We start from the raw sequence: 17,234 nt of genomic DNA, 5'->3' as shown, positions 1-17,234 counted from the left end.
CCATGGTTTTCGCCTCGCTCGAGTTCCTGACGTTGTTCCTGCCTGCTTTTCTGCTCGTTTACGCGTTGGCGAAACCGGCATGGCGCAACGTCATTCTGCTGATTGGCAGCTGGCTGTTTTACGGCTGGCTGAGCCCGTTGTTTCTGTTCCTGCACATGGTGCTGACCGTTCTTGCCTGGATCGGTGGTCTGCTGGTGGATCGCTCGCGCGAAGACTCCAGAGGACGCATCCGCCTGTTGGTCAGCCTGATCGTGATCAACACCGCCGTGCTCTGCTGGTACAAATACGCGAACATCCTTGCGGGCACCTGGAATGACCTGATCACCTACTACGGCGCCATGCCGATGAGCTGGCAGCGAGTCGCGCTGCCTGCCGGATTGTCATTCATCGTGTTGCAGGCGATCTCCTATCTGGTGGACGTGCATCGGCACGTGGTGCCGGTTGAGCGCAGCTTCGTCAATTACGCGACCTACATTTCGATGTTCGGTCACTCGATTGCCGGCCCGATCATTCGCTACGACTGGGTGCGCCGGGAACTGAACCAGCGCTATTTCAACTGGCAGAATTTCTCGCTCGGCGCGCGTCGATTCATGATCGGCATGTGCATGAAAGTGCTGGTGGCCGACACCCTGTCGCCCTTGGTCGACGTGGCCTTCCATCTGCCGGAACCGTCGTTCGTCGATGCCTGGATCGGGTGCCTGGCGTACTCGCTGCAGCTGTTCTTCGACTTCGCCGGCTACAGCGCCATGGCCATCGGTCTGGGGCTGATGCTGGGATTCCACTTTCCGGAAAACTTCAATCGTCCGTACCTTGCTTACAGCATTCAGGATTTCTGGCGGCGCTGGCACCTTTCGCTGTCCAGCTGGCTGCGCGACTACCTCTACATCGCACTGGGCGGTAACCGCAAAGGGGCATGGAAGACCTACCGCAACCTGTTCCTGACCATGGCCATCGCAGGCCTCTGGCACGGCGGCGACAGCTGGAACTACCTGTTGTGGGGTTCGGCCCACGGCATCGCCCTGTGCGTGGACCGCGCCTGGTCACGCTCGACACTGCCACGGGTGCCGCTCTGGGCATCGCACACCGGCACACTGTTGTTCGTGTGCCTGGCCTGGACGTTGTTCCGCGCCCCGGATTTCGCCACGGCCCTGAGCATGTACGGCGGTCAGTTCGGGCAACACGGTTTTGCCCTGGGCGATGCGCTGGCAGTGACGCTGCGGCCGGTACACGGTCTGGCCGCGTTGCTCGGCGTGCTGTGCATCCTTGCGCCGTTGCTTCAGATCCGTTGTGAAAGACGATTCGCAGACAATACGGTTTTTGCGTTGGCTGCAGCCCTTTGGCCCGTGCTCGGATTTGCCCTGTCGTTCGCTTTGATCGCCAGCCGTGAAGCCGTGCCCTTTCTGTACTTTCAGTTCTGATGACCAAGCCAACGCAATCCCCGAGCACTGCACCCACCCCGCCATCCGAGCTGGCGCTTCGCGTCAGCCCGCTGGCCGGCGTGACCTTTTCCCTGTTTATCGCCGCTGCATTTGCCTCCTGCGCCTGGTTGATGATCAAAGGCCCGATCGAATTCGTGCCCAAGGTCGTCACTCAGGACATGTTGCTGCACGGCGACCTCACTCACCGCTTCGCCAAAACCCTGTCCGATGCCGTGATTCCCAAACGCGCAGCGGACCTGGAGCGCGGCGCCAGCTGGCTGGCGTTCGGCGACCTGGGCCCTCGGGTCCGTGAAGGCTGCGCGGACTGGCTGTTTCTCACCGATGAGCTGCGCCTCAATCGCAATGCGCCGCTCAACGCCCGGGCCAAGGCTCAGGCGGTGATCGATCTGCAGCACAGCCTGGCGAGCCGAGGCATTCAACTGGTTGTCGCCGTGGTCCCCGACAAGAGCCGTATCGCCGCTGCGCAACTGTGCTCTCTGACGCGCCCGGCATCACTGGCGCCGCGCATCGGCGATTGGCTCACGATGCTGCAAGGCGCGGGCGTGCCTGCCGTGGACCTTACGCCGACGCTGCAACCTATGGGCGAATCGGCCTACCTGCGCACCGACACGCACTGGAGCGAGACCGGCGCCAAGGCGGCGGCCGGCCGTGTCGCTCAGGCGATCAGCGCACTCAAGTTCAGCGCCACGCCGCACAAGGCCTTCGACCTGACGGCACAAGCCAGTGCCGTCCGCCCGGGCGACCTGGTTCGCCTGGCCGGTATCGACTGGCTGCCGGTGTCCTGGCAACCCAAGCCTGAATACATCGCGGCAACCCAGATCAAGGAACGGATGGAGGCCACCGGCGGTGCCGATGATCTGGACGATCTGTTCGGCGACAACAATCTGCCGAACACCGCGCTGATCGGCACGTCGTTCTCGCGCAACTCCAATTTCGTGGGTTTCCTGGAGGCGGCTCTGGGGGCTCCGGTGGGTAATTTTGCCAAGGATGGCGGCGAGTTCTCCGGCGCAGCGAAGGGCTATCTGGAGAGCCCGGCCTTCACGCAGACACCACCGAAACTGGTGGTCTGGGAAATTCCCGAGCGAGACCTGCAAACGCCGTACGCCGACGACGTCCGCCTGCCCTGAGTGTGCCGTCGTCGCGCCGGGTTTTGGCGCGACGACCTGCCTCCAGTCTGCGGCTGCCGAGGGATGAGCGGTCTGCCATGGCGCAGGTGGGCGGATCCGCTGAATTTTTCGGGCATCGCGGCATCCCTGTCTTGAGCGTGGCGAAAACACGTTTGCATGCGCACGGCGCATGTCCCTCTTCAAGCAGGAGTGAATCGAGATGATCAGGAAAGTGTGCGCGTTGGCAGGCATCTGCTGCGTACTGGCGTCGCTAAACGGGTGCTTTGACAACGATCAGAGCAAGGACAAGGACACGTCCAAGGCATCGGTGCAGATGCAGCAGAACGACGAGAAAAAGTAAGCGATCCGCCAACCAGAGCGCCCATCGCGGGCGCCGCGTGGCGCAGATCCGTCACCGCCGATCTGCGCCGCTGACCACCTGATCATCCAGATCATCCCAATCAGGCCGTCAGCGTCTCTTGGCGCTCGTCATCGCGTATGGGCCTCGGCCAAGGGATCCTCGACCTGTTCCGCTGCCGGTACCGGACGAGGCGCCCTGACCAGATACAAACCCAGAACACCGCCCGCCAGCAGCGCCGCAGCGACCATCAGCAAGGCGTAGTCGTAGCTTTGTGTCGCGTCCTTGATCCAGCCCATGACCGGCGGCAAGCCGAGACCGGCAATGTTGGCAATGGAGTTGATCAAGGCGATGGATGCTGCAGCCGCCGCACCGGACAGGTATTCGGTGGTGGTCGCCCAGAACACCGGCGTCGCCGCCCAGTTCAACCCTACCGCGATCACCAGCAACACGTACGCCAGCCAGGCATTGGCCGTGGCCACAGCGCCCGCCAGCAATACGCCTGCGAGCATCAACGGCAAACCCAGGTGCCAGCCCCGCTCCCGCGTGCGGTCCGAATGGGTCCCGTTAAAGTACATGAACACGCAGGCGAACAGGAACGGCAATGCCGACAACGCGCTGACGGTGAACGATTCCTGGCCGGAAACCGACTTCACGATCAGGGGCAGGAACAGGGTGATGCCGATGGTACCGAAGGCCTGAAGCAGCCAGAACAGGCTCAGCAGCCACACCTGAGGACTGCGGAACGCCGTCTGCCAGCCAGCATGATGGGAAATCGGCGTCCTGGCCTGTTCCGCTGTAATAGTCTGACTGAGCCACTGCTTTTGATCTGGCTGTAACCAGTGAGTGGTTTGCGGCGAATCCGGCAGGTAACGCAACACCACAACGCCCAGCACGACAGCAGGAATGCCTTCCAGAAGGAACAACCAGCGCCAGCCACTGACGCCGTAGTAGCCGTCCAGATGAAGAAACGCGCCGGACAGAGGCAGCCCGATGACCGAGGCCAGCGCAGCACCGATGTAGAAGAACGACATGGCCTTGGCCCGGTCGCTGCGCGGATACCATTGCGAGAGGTAGTAAATGATGCCTGGCGTGAAGCCCGCTTCGGCAGCACCCAACAGCAAGCGCATGCCGTACAGCTGATTGGCGCTCTGCACCAGCGACATGCCCGCGGCAACGATGCCCCAGGTGATCATGATCCGCGCGATCCAGCGCCGCGCACCGACCCGGGTGAGAATGACGCTGCTCGGGACTTCGAACAGGATGTAAGTGAGGAAGAACAGACCGACCCCGATGCCATACATCCGCGCCGTCAGCCCCAGCTCCGCATTCATCTGCAACGCTGCGACCGAGATATTCGATTTGTCTATGTAGGCAACCATGTACAGCAGCATCAGAAACGGAATCAGCTTGAGATTCAGTCGCTTCATGGTGCTGGCGTGCAAGCCCGATTGCATCGATGGCTGTTGCATATCACCTCTCTGTTGTTGTTATGAGACTGATGACGACAGGGCCACCTTAGACCAGAAGACCATGCTCCTCAATATGTGATTGTTAATCCCACACTGTGGGACTGATCTATTCCACGGCACAAACGCGTAAGTGCAACAGATTTGAAGCCGAAAGACCTTGGTGCCTGTGCGCTTAATCATTCGTAACTTCCAAATTAATCGAGCTCAGTGCAACTAATCGCGCACTTTGGCTGTCATAGCGCGCCGCAAAAAGTGCAATCCGACCAAACATCAGAAAACCCTCGTTTGAAGGTTTATTACGCCTCCTCCGACGACCGGTATCCCTCGAATGAACTAACGGCTCTTCCTTTCTCACCAGTCAGTTACGACGCCTTTTTTGCAAAGATTTCAATTGCGTCAAACCCCTGACCATTGAAGTCGGGTGGATCCAATCTAGATTTTCCTTCAAACGGATTCCACTCAAAAAAGAGCCCCGCCGGTATTTGCTGCGTCACGACGCTGCACGGCGGCATGAGCGTCAACATTGCGTTGTCGTGAAACGTAATTGCGATGAAAGGGACTGCCTGAAATGGACAACATTGTTGTTGCCGACAAATCAACCTCTCAACTCACTGCCAAATCCTGGGGCGACCTGGCCCTCGACAAACCTGCCGTCATCCAAATGCCCGTTGCCCCGAGCCAAGTCGCGTCGGTTACCCGCAGCGGCCAGGACCTAGTGGTCACTCTCAAGAACGGTGAACACGTCAAAGTCGCCAACTTCTTCAATGCCCAGGAAGGTGTCGCCAGCGACATGGTCTTTCAGGGTGAAGACGGGACGCTCTGGCAGGCTCAGTACAGCGCCGAATCTTTCAACGGGTTCACCTTCGCTGAGGTCGACTCCCTGGATGAATTGATCGCGGGGGCTGGGGTGGTTGGCAGCGCCACGCCGGCCTGGGCCATTGCCGGGCTGGGCTTGCTGGGCGCGGGCGGTGCGGCCGCCGCGTCGGGTGGCGGGGGCGGCGGTGGCGGTGGGTCAAGCGGTGGCGGCAGCGGTACGACGCCACCGGATACCACGGCGCCATTGGCGCCCAGCAACCTGTTGATCAACAGCACAGGCACCCTCCTCACCGGCAACGGCGAAGCAGGCGCGACCATTCAGGTGCGCGGGGCGGATGGCACACTGCTGGGCACCGGCGTGGTCGGCCCCGATGGTTCCTTCAGCCTGACGTTGAATCCGCCGCAGACCAACGGACAGGTCGTGTCGGTCAGCGCCACCGATGCCGCCGGCAACACCTCGGTGCCCGCCCAGACACAGGCTCCGGATATCGACGTCAACCCACCGGGTGGCGATGTCACCCCGCCGACAGCGCCGACCGGCGTGACCATCAGCCACAGCGGGCAGCTGGTCAGCGGCCGCGGCGAGGCCGGCAGCACCGCAAGCGTGATCGATGCCAACGGGACGGTGCTGGGCACTGCGGTCGTCGGCGCGGACGGGTTGTTCAACATCACCCTCAACCCGCCACAGACGGCCGGCCAGGTGCTGCAAGTCACCCTCACTGACGCGGCCGGTAACGTCTCCAGTAACGTGGCGATCACATCACCCGACACGACTCCACCGGCGCAACCGACCAACCTCACCCTGTCGGCCGACGGCCTGTCGCTGAGCGGGCATGCCGAAGCAGGCGCGCGCATCGTCATCCGCAGCGCACGGGGCGTGGTGCTGGGCACCGCGCAGGCCGGGCTCGATGGCAATTTCACGGTGGCGCTCAGTGCCGCGCAGGTCAACGGCGAAAAACTCGATGTCAGCGTCATCGACGCGGCCGGCAATACCTCGACGGTGGCGCTCACCGCCAACGACACGACCTTGCCCGCCCAGGTCCAGAGCGTCGTCATCAGTGCGGACGGCACTCAACTGTCGGGCCGCGGCGAGCCTGGCGCAACTGTCACGGTCAATGACGCCAACGGCAATCCCATCGGCACTGGCGTGGTGGGTACCAACGGCACCTTCCAGATCATCCTGACGACGCCGGTCGCAACTGGCGCCGTGCTGCAGGTCTCGCAAACCGACGCCGCCGGCAATCATTCGCCGGGGCTCAGTGTCATCGCACCGGATGCCGACGGCCCGGCGACGCCGTCCGGCCTGCTCGTCAGCGCAAACGGCGAGCAACTGACCGGCACCGCTTCGCCGGGCTCGCGGGTCGAAGTGCGCGACGCGGATGGCAACGTTCTGGGCAGCGCAACGGCCGGCAGCGATGGCAGATTCACGATTACCCTCGTGCCCGCCCAGGCCAATGGCGAAGTGCTCGATGTCCAGGCCACCGACACATCAGGCGAAAGCTCGGTGACCGTGCCCGTCAGCGCGCCCGATATCACCGGTCCGACCGCTGCCAGCGGCCTCACCGTCGCCAACAACGGCTTGTCCGTGAGTGGCCGCGGTGAGGCAGGCGCAACGGTGACAGTTTCGGATACCCAAGGCCACGTGCTGGGCACCGCCACGGTTTCGCCGACGGGCAGTTTCTCCGTGACGCTCAACGCCGCGCAGACCAATGGTCAGTCGTTGCAAGTGGTGCTGACCGACCCTGCGGGCAACCCGTCGGCCACCACACCCGTTGCCGCACCGGACCTCGACGGCCCTCTGCAACCCGCCAATGTCATTACCAGTGCCAACGGCACGGTGTTGAGCGGCACCGGTGAAGCCGGTTCACGCATCACCGTGACCGACGCGGGCGGTCGTGTCCTTGGCTCAGCCGTGGTGTCGGCCGACGGCACCTTCAGCGTGACGCTGAGCAGTGCGCAGAACAACGGCCAGACCCTGACGATCAATGCCAGCGATAGCGCCGGCAATACCGCGCCGCCGCTGACCTACCACACGCCCGACACCCAGGCGCCGGCGCCGCTGACGCAACTGGCGCTAGACGGTCAGGGTCGGGTCTTGACCGGTTTCGGGGAGGCTGGTGCGACCGTCACCGTACGCGACGCAAGCGGCACGGTGATCGGCACTGGGAACGTGGGCAGCAACGGTCAATTCACGCTGACACTGAACGCCACTCAGACCGATGGCCAACAACTGCAAGTGACCCAGGCCGACAACGCGGGCAACCAGTCCACGTCGGTGAGGGTGAACGCTCCGGACCAGAGCACGCCGGACCCGGTGACCAATGCTGTCATTTCCGCGAACGGTCTTGTCCTCAGCGGCAATGGCCAGGCGGGTGCCACGGTAACGGTGACGGACGCCAATGGCGTGGCGCTGGGCTCCGCCGTGGTGGGCAGCAACGGCCGCTTCGAGGTCAATCTTTCTGCCGCGCAGATCAACGGCCAGACGCTCAACGTCAGTCAGGCCGACGCGTCGCCGACGCCATCGGGCGCTGTGGCCGTGCAAGCGCCGGACATTCAGGCACCTGAAGCGCCCACCGGGGTGACGCTGGATCCGACCGGCACGCTGGTGACCGGTCAGGGCGAACCGGGCGCGACTGTGACCGTGCGCGACGCGGCAGGCAACGTCCTGGCAACCGCGACCGCCGACCCGGTCACCGGACAATTCGAGGTCACCCTGCCCACCGCCCAGAACAACGGGCAGACGTTGCAGGTGTCCCAATCGGATGTGCGAGGCAATGCCGGATCGTCTACGCCGCTGCCAGTTCCGGACACCACACCGGCGACGGCGCCCACCGCCGTCGCCATCAGCGCGGACGGTAAGAGCGTCTCCGGCAACGGCGTTGCGGGCGATACCATTGAGGTGCGCAACGCAGGCGGAACCTTGCTCGGCACTGCGACCGTTGAAAGCAACGGCACCTTCACGGTCACGCTGAACCCGGCGCAGCTGGATGGTCAGCAACTGAACATCACCCAGATCGACGCCAGCAACCTGCCCTCCTCACCTGCCGCCGTGACCGCACCGGATGTGACCGCGCCGCCCGCGCCCACCGATGTCGCCGTCGACGCAAACGGCGTGTTGACCGGTACCACGCAAGCAGACGGTGAAGTGAAAATCGTCGATGCCAACGGCAACACGATCGGCACCGTGACGGCCGGGCCTGACGGAACGTTCAGCTTCCCTCTGCCTGCCGGTCTGAACAACGGACAACCGGTGCAGGTCATCGCCACCGATGGCCGCAACGATTCGACTCCCATCGACACGAACGCCCCGGACAACGTACCTCCCGCGCCAGTGGACAACCTTGCGATCAGCCCGGACGGCAGCAGTGTCTCAGGCACCGGCGAAGCAGGTACAACAGTAACGGTCAGCGCGCCTGACGGAACGGTGCTGGGTTCCGGAACAGTCGGCAGCGACGGCACGTTCGTCATCGGCCTCAATCCGCCCGCAGCCGCCGGCAGCAACCTGGACGTGGTCAGTACCGACGCCGGCGGCAACGGTTCGACCCCGGTCACCTTACCGGGACCGGACGGCACGCAGGTGGCCTCGCCCTCGGACCTGGCCATCAGCGGTGACGGCTTCACGCTGACCGGTTCGGGCACACCCGGCACCACCATCAATGTCTTCGACGGCACCGGCCAGAACGTCGGCAGCGGCCGGGTCGACAGTCTGGGTCGGTTCAGCATCCTGATGCGCTTTGCGCAGCTCAACGCGCAATCGCTGCATGTCACTGCAACCGATGCGGACGGCCACACGTCTGTGCCTGGCACGGTCATCGCCGCCGACAGCACAGCGCCCGACGCACCGACCGCTCTGAGCATCAACGCTGGCGGCAGCGTGGTGTCGGGTCGCGGCGAAGCCGGGGCGACGGTGACGATCACCAATCCATCGGGGACAGTGCTGGGCAGCGCGGTGGTTGCCAGCAATGGCACGTTCAACGTGACGCTGACCCCGGCACAGATCAACGCGCAACCGTTGACCGTCACGCAAACCGACGCTGCGGGCAACGTGTCGCAACCCGACAGCGTCATCGCCCCGGACTTGCAGGCCCCCGCTGCCGCGACGGGCCTGACCATCAACAATGTCGGCACTGTGGTCAGTGGCCTGGGCGAAGCCGGGGCAACCGTGACCGTGCGCGATGCGGCAGGAAACATCCTCAACACCGGCATCGTCGATCAGAGCGGCCACTTTCAGGTCACGCTGCCGACCGCGCAAACCACTGGCGCTGCTCTGCAAGTCACGCTGACCGACGCGGCCGGCCATGTCTCGCCGCCCACCGCCGTTGCGACCGTCGACACGACGCCGCCGTCGGCCGTGCAGAATCTGCAGGTCAACGCCAGCGGCGCTGTGCTCACCGGGACGGGCGAAGCGGGCGCGACGGTCAAGGTCACCGACAGCAGCGGTGCCGTGCTCGGCAGCGCCGTGGTCGCGGCGGACGGCACGTTCAGTGTCGCCCTGCCGTCCGCACCCAGCAACGGACAGACCCTGGATGTCAGTCAGACTGACGTGGCGGGCAACGTCTCGCCATCGGCCACGGTCTCCGCGCCCGACATCACCCCGCCTGCCGCCCTGACTCAGGTGGCCGTGAATGCCGATGGCCTGACCGTCACCGGTCATGGCGAGCCGGGCGCGCTGGTTTCGGTGCGCAGCGTTGACGGCACGGTGCTGGGCACCGAACGCGTCGGCACGGACGGCGCGTTCACCCTCACCCTCAGCACGGCGCAGATCAATGCCCAGGTCCTGACCGTCACTCAGGAAGATCCGCCGGGCAATGTGTCTACAGCGGTGAACGTCGTGTCGGTCGATCTCACCGCGCCCGACGCACCCACCGCGCTGGCCCTCAATAACACCGGGTCGCAACTGACCGGTAATGCCGAAGCGGGCAGCACGGTGATCGTGCGCGACGCCGGCGGCAACGTACTGGGCACCGGCACCGCCTCGGCCAACGGCACGTTCCAGGTGACGTTGTCCAGCACGCAGCTCAATGGTCAGGCCCTGACTGTCACGGCCAGCGATGCGGCGGGCAACGTCTCGGCGTCCGCGCCCTATACCGCGGCGGATTCCACAGCGCCGGTGGCGACCAGTAACCTGGCGCTCAGCGGCGACGGCCTGACCCTCGCCGGCAATGGCGAGCCGGGCGCGAACGTTGTCGTGCGTGACGCCAATGGCAATACGCTCGGCACGGCAACGGTGAACAGCAACGGCAGTTTCAGCGTGACGCTGACCTCGGCGGCGCCTGCCGGTTCGACCGTTACGGTCGTGCAGACGGACGCCGCAGGCAACGCATCGCCTTCGAGCCCCGTCACCGCCCCCGGCAATCTGGCCGAGCCTGCTCCGCTGAACCTGGCCCTCAGCGGCAACGGCCTTACGCTGACGGGCACCGCGACCGCAGGCAGCACTGTCAGTGTGCGCAGCGCCTCCGGCGTACTGCTGGGCACCGCGCTGGTGGCCAGCGACGGCACGTTCACGGCCGCGCTGAATGCAGCGCAATTGAATGGTGAGCCGCTCTCCGCAACGGCCACGTCTCCCGGCGGCGTCAGTTCCCTGCCAACTGGCTATGTCGCCGCCGACGTTACCGCGCCGGATCCCTTGAGCAACCTGGTGCTTGCTCCCAACGGCGCCACGCTGACCGGGCACGGCGAGGCCGGGTCGACGGTCACGGTACTGGGCGCAGGCGGTGTGATCGTCGGCACCGGCCAGGTGGCGGCCAACGGCGCCTTCAGCATCACCTTCACCACGCCGCAGATTCAGGGCCAGACCCTGAGCGTCAGCCAGACCGACACGTCGGGTAACGAGTCCGCCAGCCTCAACGTCGTCGCCCGGGACCTGGTGGCGCCGACCGCGCCTGCGGCGCTCGCGGTGAGCGTCGAAGGGACGCTGCTGACCGGCACCGGCGAGCCGGGCTCGACGGTCAACGTATACAGCGCCAACGGCACGCTGCTCGGCACGGGCAGCGTGCGCATCGACGGCTCGTTTCAGGTCACCCTCAGTTCTGCGCAGGCAAACGGGCAGCTGCTGTCGGTCACGCTGACCGACGCAGCCGGCAACACGTCGACCGCGACCAGTCTCAATGCGGGCGACACCACAGCGCCTGCAGCGTTGAGCCAACTGGTGATTTCCAGCGACGGCGCCACACTCAGCGGCCATGGCGAAGCGGGCGCGACCGTTACCGTCACCGACAGCGCCGGCAATGTGCTGGGCACCGCGACGGTAGGCAGCACCGGCACCTTCACGCTGGTGTTGGCCGACCCGCTGACCAACGCTGAAGTGCTGACCCTGGTACAGACCGACCGCGCGGGAAATGCCTCACCAGCGGCAAGCCTGACCACGCCAGACTTCACCCCGCCCGATCCACTGGACAATGTCGCGATCAATGCCTCCGGGGCCGTGGTCACCGGCACGGGCGAGCCCGGCGCAACCGTCACGGTCAAGGACGCCAGTGGCACGCTTCTGGGCACCGGCACGGTGCTGGGCGACGGTTCGTTCAGCGTGACGTTGAGCACGCCACAGATCAACAAAGAGGTGCTGAGCGTTCAGCAGGCGGATCCGCCCGGCAACGTCAGCGAACCTGCGACCGTCACCGCGCCGGACCTGACGCCGCCTGCGCTTGCCGCGCAGTTGCAGTTCAATGCCACCGGCGACGTCCTGACCGGCACGGGCGAAGCCGGTGCAACGGTGAGCCTGACGTTGGCCGACGGCACGCCAGTCGGCGCCGGCACAGTCGGGGTCGACGGCACGTTCCTGATCAATCTGACCCAGGCACAGAACGCCGGCGAACAGGTGTTCGTCGTGCTCACCGACACCGCGGGCAATGCCTCGGCGGCGGGCAGCCTCCTGGCGCCGGACACCACGCCACCTGCCACGGTCGCCGGCCTGCAGATCAACGACGCGGGGAATGTCATCAGCGGCACGGGCGAAGCCGGTGCCAGCGTCTACGTCACCGATCCGGCCGGCAACATCGTCGGCACCGGTACCGTCAGTGCGAACGGCACCTTTACCGTGACCTTGCCGGTGGCCCAGCTCAATGGCGAGCAGCTTTCGGTGGTACAGCGCGATGCGGCGGGCAACCCGTCGGTCGGCGAGACGATTTCCGCCCCCGATGTCACGCCGCCCGCGCCGCCCGTCGCCACCGCGCTGACCAGCAACGGCATCACCCTTAGCGGCACGGGTGAAGCCGGTGCGACGGTTCGCGTGACCACTGCCGACGGGGTCAGCCTGGGCTCGGCAACGGTGAATGCGGATGGCACCTTCAGCGTGACGCTGAACACGCCGCAACTGAACGGCGAGACGCTGCACCTGACGCAGACCGATACCGGCAGCAACGTCTCGACCGAGGCCACTTATCAGGTGAGCGATGTCACGGATCCGGTGCCGGTCGACGATCTGGCAGTGAGCCAGAACGGTCTGGTGGTGACCGGCACCGGCGAGCCTGGGGCAACGGTCAGCGTATCGCTGGCCGGCACCTCGCTCGGCAGCGCCACCGTGGGTGCCGACGGAACCTTCAGCGTGACGCTGTCCAGTGCTCAGGTGAATGGCCAGACACTGACCGTCGTCCAGGCCGATGTCGCCGGCAACGACGCTGCGCCTGCCACGGTGTCGGCGCCGGATACCACGCCGCCCGCGCTGCCTGCGGTGACCTCGTTGACCAATGGCGTCACCCTGGCAGGCACCGCCGAAGCCGGTAGCACGATTACCGTGACCTCGGCGAACGGGACGGTGCTGGGCACGGCGGTGGCCGACGACGACGGCAATTACTCGGTGACCCTCGACGCTGCCCAGAACAACGGCCAGGTCCTCACCGTGGTCGCCAGCGACGGCTCGAACAATCAGTCCGCGCCGCTGGTATACACCACCCTCGACACCCTCCCGCCGGCAGCGGTCACCAACCTGACCATCAGCGCCGACCATAGCGTCCTTGCCGGGCGCGGCGAAGTCGGCGCCAGCATTGTGGTGACCAACGCCACGGGCGTCACGGTCGGCAACGGCGTGGTGGGTGCCAACGGCAGCTTCCTGATCGATCTGGCGCCTGGCATCACGGCCAACCAGGAGCTCACGGTCGTCCAGCTGGACGCGGCGCTGAACCCATCCGAAGAGGCAACGCTCACCGTTCCTGTGACGCCTGCGCCCGACGCACCGACCAATCTGTCGCTGGCCACCAACGGCTTGACCCTGACCGGGACAGCGGCGGCGGGAACGACCATCACCGTGTACGGCCCGAGCGGTACCGTGCTCGGCACGGGACTCACCGCCAGCAACGGTGTTTTCACCATCACGCTGCAAACGCCGCAGACCAACGGTGAAAACCTCGGCGTTACTGCCAGCACCGTGGCTGGCGGGGCCTCCCTGCCGACACCGCTGGTGGCGGGCGACACCACCGCGCCCACGCCACTGACTGACCTTGCGGTGAACGCCACGGGCACCGTAGTGACCGGGCGCGGCGAGATCGGCGCCACCGTCACCGTTACCGCCAGCAACGGCGCGACGCTGGGCACCGCAACCGTCGGCGCCAACGGCACCTTCAGCGCCACGCTGACGCCGGCACAGGCAAACGGTCAGGGCATTAACGTCCACCAGACCGATGCCGCTGGCCTGAGCTCGGCGAACCAACCGCTGACAGCGCCCGACATCACGGCCCCTGGCGCGCCTGCATCGCTGACCCTGAACGGCGCAGGCACTGCGCTGACCGGGACCGGGGAAGCCGGCGCGACCGTCACGGTGCGCAGCGCCACCGGCGTGGTACTGGGCACCGCACTGGTTGCCGCCGACGGCAGTTTCAGTGTTTCGTTGTCCGGTCCGCAGTTGAACGGACAGGCGCTGACCGTGAGTCAGAGCGATGCCGCCGGCAACGTCTCGACGAACGCCAGCCTCAATGCCGCCGACACCACGCCGCCTGCCGGGCTGAGCAACCTGGCGCTCAACAGCGCGGGGCTGCAGGTGAGCGGCAGCGGCGAAGCCGGTGCGACCGTTCGTGTCACCAATGCCGCCGGGACCGTGCTGGGGACGGCCACGGTCAACGCCGCAGGCACCTTCACGGTGTCGCTGTCCGCCGCGCAACTCAATGGGCAATTGCTGCATGTTCAGCAGACCGACGCAGCCGGTAATGCGTCGCCGGTCGCCGATCTGACCGCCGCCGACGTTCAGGCCCCTGCCGCACCGACGGCGCTGGCCCTGGCTGCAAACGGTCTGACGCTGACCGGCACTGGCGAAGCGGGCGCCACGGTCAACGTCTACAACGCTGCTGGCACCTTGCTGGGCACCGGCACCGTAGGCAGTGGCGGCACCTTCAACCTCACCCTCAACAGCGCGCAACTGGACGGCCAGGTGCTGACCGTGCGGCAAGTCGACGGCGCCACCAACGTCTCCGCCGCCTCCACACTGACCGCACCTGATATCACGGCACCCGCAGCGCCCACCGCAGTGACCATCAACGGCAGCGGCTCGGTGGTGACGGGCAGCGGCGTGGCCGGGTCGACCGTGACCGTGCGCAACGCCGCAGGCACGGTGCTGGGCACCACGACCGTCGCCGCCAACGGCAGCTTCTCCGTCGCGCTGGCCACGGCGCAGATCGACAATCAGGTGCTGACCGTGACCCAGGCCGACCCGGCCGGCAACGTGTCGGTGTCGGCCACCGCCACCGCGCCAGACCTCACGCCGCCCGCCGCGCCCGCCGCTCTGCTGGTCAGCGCCGACGGAGCGACGGTCAGTGGCACGGGCGAAATCGGCTCGACGGTGACCATCAAGTCGGCCAGCGGCACCGTGCTCGGCACCGCCACCGTCGGCCCGACCGGCAGCTTCGGCGTCACACTCAGCGCCGCGCAGATCAACGGCGAGCGGCTGACTGTCAGCCTCACCGACAGTCGCGGAAACGTTTCGGTCTCCGGCACGGTCACGGCGCCCGACGTCGACGCCAACGCGCCCGTGGTGGCCAGCGACAATCTGGCCACCGCCACGGTGGTTATTGCGCCGGTGAAGGTCACGCAGAACTTCGCGGACTCGTTCACCACATTGCTGGCGGGGTTCTCCAAGACCTTCGCGTTCACCGTCGGCAGCGGCACCAGCGTCGATCCGACCCTGACCCTCACCACCGGCAGTCTGGTATCGCTGCTGGATGGCGTGGTCTACACGCTGCAAGTCAAGAGCGCCAGCGGCGCGTGGATCACCCTGGACGTCAACGGCAACGGGGGGCTGCTCGACCTCGTCGCCCTGGCCGGACAAGGGCTGCGGGTCAACATCGGCGACCTGCTCAGTGGCGACTATCGGCTGACGGTTGCGAGCACCGGCATCGGCGTGCTGACCACGGTCAACACCCAGCTGCAGCTGGACATCACCAGCCTGACGCAATTCAACGGCACCGCCGGCGCCCCGGTCACTGGCAACGTCATCAGCGACGTCGGCACCGACGGTCAGGCCGATCAGACCGGTCCTGATCACGGCGCGCAGCTGCAGATCCTGAAAGGCGGCAGCTACGTCAGCGCCGGCACTGGCGTCACCGTGCAAGGGCTTTACGGCACGCTGACCATCGACGCCAGCGGGCATTACACCTACACGCCGAACGGCGCGGTCAGCAGCGTCGGCAAGGTCGATGTGTTCGACTATCAACTGGTGCACCCGAACGGCCTGAGCGACTCGGCACATCTTTATGTGCGCATCGACAGCCCGCAGGCCACCGAGATCTGGAGCGACAGCAACCTCGGCGCGCCCGCCACGCTGGTGGACGCCACCAACGACTTCGCCAACACAGACATCACGCTGGTCAACAAGGAGGTGACCACCACGTCGAATCTGGGCAGCTTCGGCGTCTTGCTCGGCGGTGGCAGCGGCACCTACACCACCAGCGTGGCGGCCAATACCGTCAGCGACCTCACCGTGGTGGTCAATGCCAGTAATCTGCTGAGCCTGCTCGGGTCGATGACAGTCGGTCTCTACAAGCTCAACACCGCCACCAACCAGTACGTGCTGGTCAAGAGCTATGGCGGCTCGGCGCTGTTGAACCTGGGCGGCGGCAATTACGGCATCCGCTTCGACGACCAGACCTCCGGCACGTACCAGGTGAAGGTGTCGGTGGGTGGGCTGGGCGTGCTCAGCACGGTCAACACCAGCGTCATCAATGCTGCGACGTACACCAACCAGTTCGTGGTCGGCAGCTACACGCCGGTGGCCGGCAACCTGCTGACTGATGCGGCGGGCGCCGGGGCTGACGTACTGGGCTCGGCGTACACCGTGCTCAGCGTCCTCGTCGGCAGCACTTATGTGACGCCGGGTTACAACGGCACCACGATCGCCGGGACGTACGGCTCGCTGCTGGTACACGCCGACGGCAGCTACACCTACACGCTCACCCCCGGTCAGACCAACGCCGTGATCGGTCATGAAGACGTGTTCACTTACCAGCTGACTCACCCCAACGGCACCACCGACACGGCCACCCTGACCATCGATCTGGACCAGGCCGGCGCCCTGGCCAGCACCTCGGTCGCTTCGTTGAGCACACTGGCCAGCGTCGAGGATCACAGCGCAGCCACTGTCGCATCGGCGGCGGGCACCGAGCTGATCCAAGGCACCGATGGCAACGACACGCTGGACGGTTCGCATGGCGGCGCCATCACCCTGCAGGGCGGCGCCGGTAACGACACGCTGATCATCGCCGACCAGAAGTTCGCGTCGGTGGATGGCGGCACCGGCACTGACACGCTGTTGTGGGCCGGCGGCGATGCGACGATCAACCTCGGCGATCTGCAGAGCCGTATTCACAACATCGAGGTGCTGGACCTGAATCACACCAGCGCGGTTTCGCTGACGGTGAGCCTCGCCGATCTGCTGGCGATCACCTCGGCAGACACCAGCACCCTGCTGATCAAGGGCGGCAGCGAGGACAGCGTGCACCTCACCAACACATGGGCCGCGGATGGCGTGCATCAGGCCAACGGCATCGACTACACCCAATACACACCTCAGGAGGACCCGACTCACCATTTATGGGTACAGAACGGCATTCATGTCGTCTGA

5 protein-coding genes are annotated in these 17,234 nt (G+C 65.6%); 4 read left to right on the top strand and 1 reads right to left on the bottom strand.

Going from position 1 to position 17,234, the window contains the following annotated elements; all coding sequences use genetic code 11:
• The first annotated feature begins 2 nt into the window (after nt 1-2).
• The 3 genes from AAGQ88_RS13035 (at nt 3) to AAGQ88_RS13025 (ending at nt 2,906) form a co-directional block, all read left to right on the top strand.
• Nucleotides 3-1,418, top strand: a complete 1,416-nt coding sequence (locus tag AAGQ88_RS13035) for an MBOAT family O-acyltransferase (protein ID WP_342655607.1) — start codon at nt 3-5, stop codon at nt 1,416-1,418.
• Nucleotides 1,418-2,566, top strand: coding sequence for a cell division protein FtsQ (locus tag AAGQ88_RS13030; RefSeq protein ID WP_342655606.1), 1,149 nt, complete (start codon nt 1,418-1,420; stop codon nt 2,564-2,566). The genes AAGQ88_RS13035 and AAGQ88_RS13030 overlap by 1 nt, the downstream gene beginning before the upstream one ends.
• 199 nt (nt 2,567-2,765) lie before the next feature.
• A complete protein-coding gene (locus AAGQ88_RS13025) occupies nt 2,766-2,906 on the top strand; it encodes a hypothetical protein (protein ID WP_177182031.1) in 141 nt (46 codons plus the stop codon).
• A 128-nt stretch (nt 2,907-3,034) separates the two neighbouring features.
• Here the strand turns inward: AAGQ88_RS13025 and AAGQ88_RS13020 are convergent, their stop codons facing one another.
• On the bottom strand, nt 3,035-4,375 hold the full coding sequence (locus AAGQ88_RS13020) for an MFS transporter (RefSeq protein ID WP_342655605.1): 1,341 nt from the start codon (nt 4,373-4,375) through the stop codon (nt 3,035-3,037).
• A 568-nt stretch (nt 4,376-4,943) separates the two neighbouring features.
• On the opposite strand from AAGQ88_RS13020, the gene AAGQ88_RS13015 reads away from it, so the two are divergent.
• Nucleotides 4,944-17,234 (top strand): BapA/Bap/LapF family large adhesin, encoded by a 12,291-nt coding sequence (locus AAGQ88_RS13015; RefSeq protein WP_342655604.1) that lies wholly within the window; start codon nt 4,944-4,946, stop codon nt 17,232-17,234.

Origin of the sequence: Pseudomonas sp. F3-2 (assembly GCF_038804275.1) — a bacterium.
In the GTDB taxonomy this organism is placed as follows: domain Bacteria; phylum Pseudomonadota; class Gammaproteobacteria; order Pseudomonadales; family Pseudomonadaceae; genus Aquipseudomonas.
This window is presented reverse-complemented; position numbering and strand designations above follow the sequence as displayed.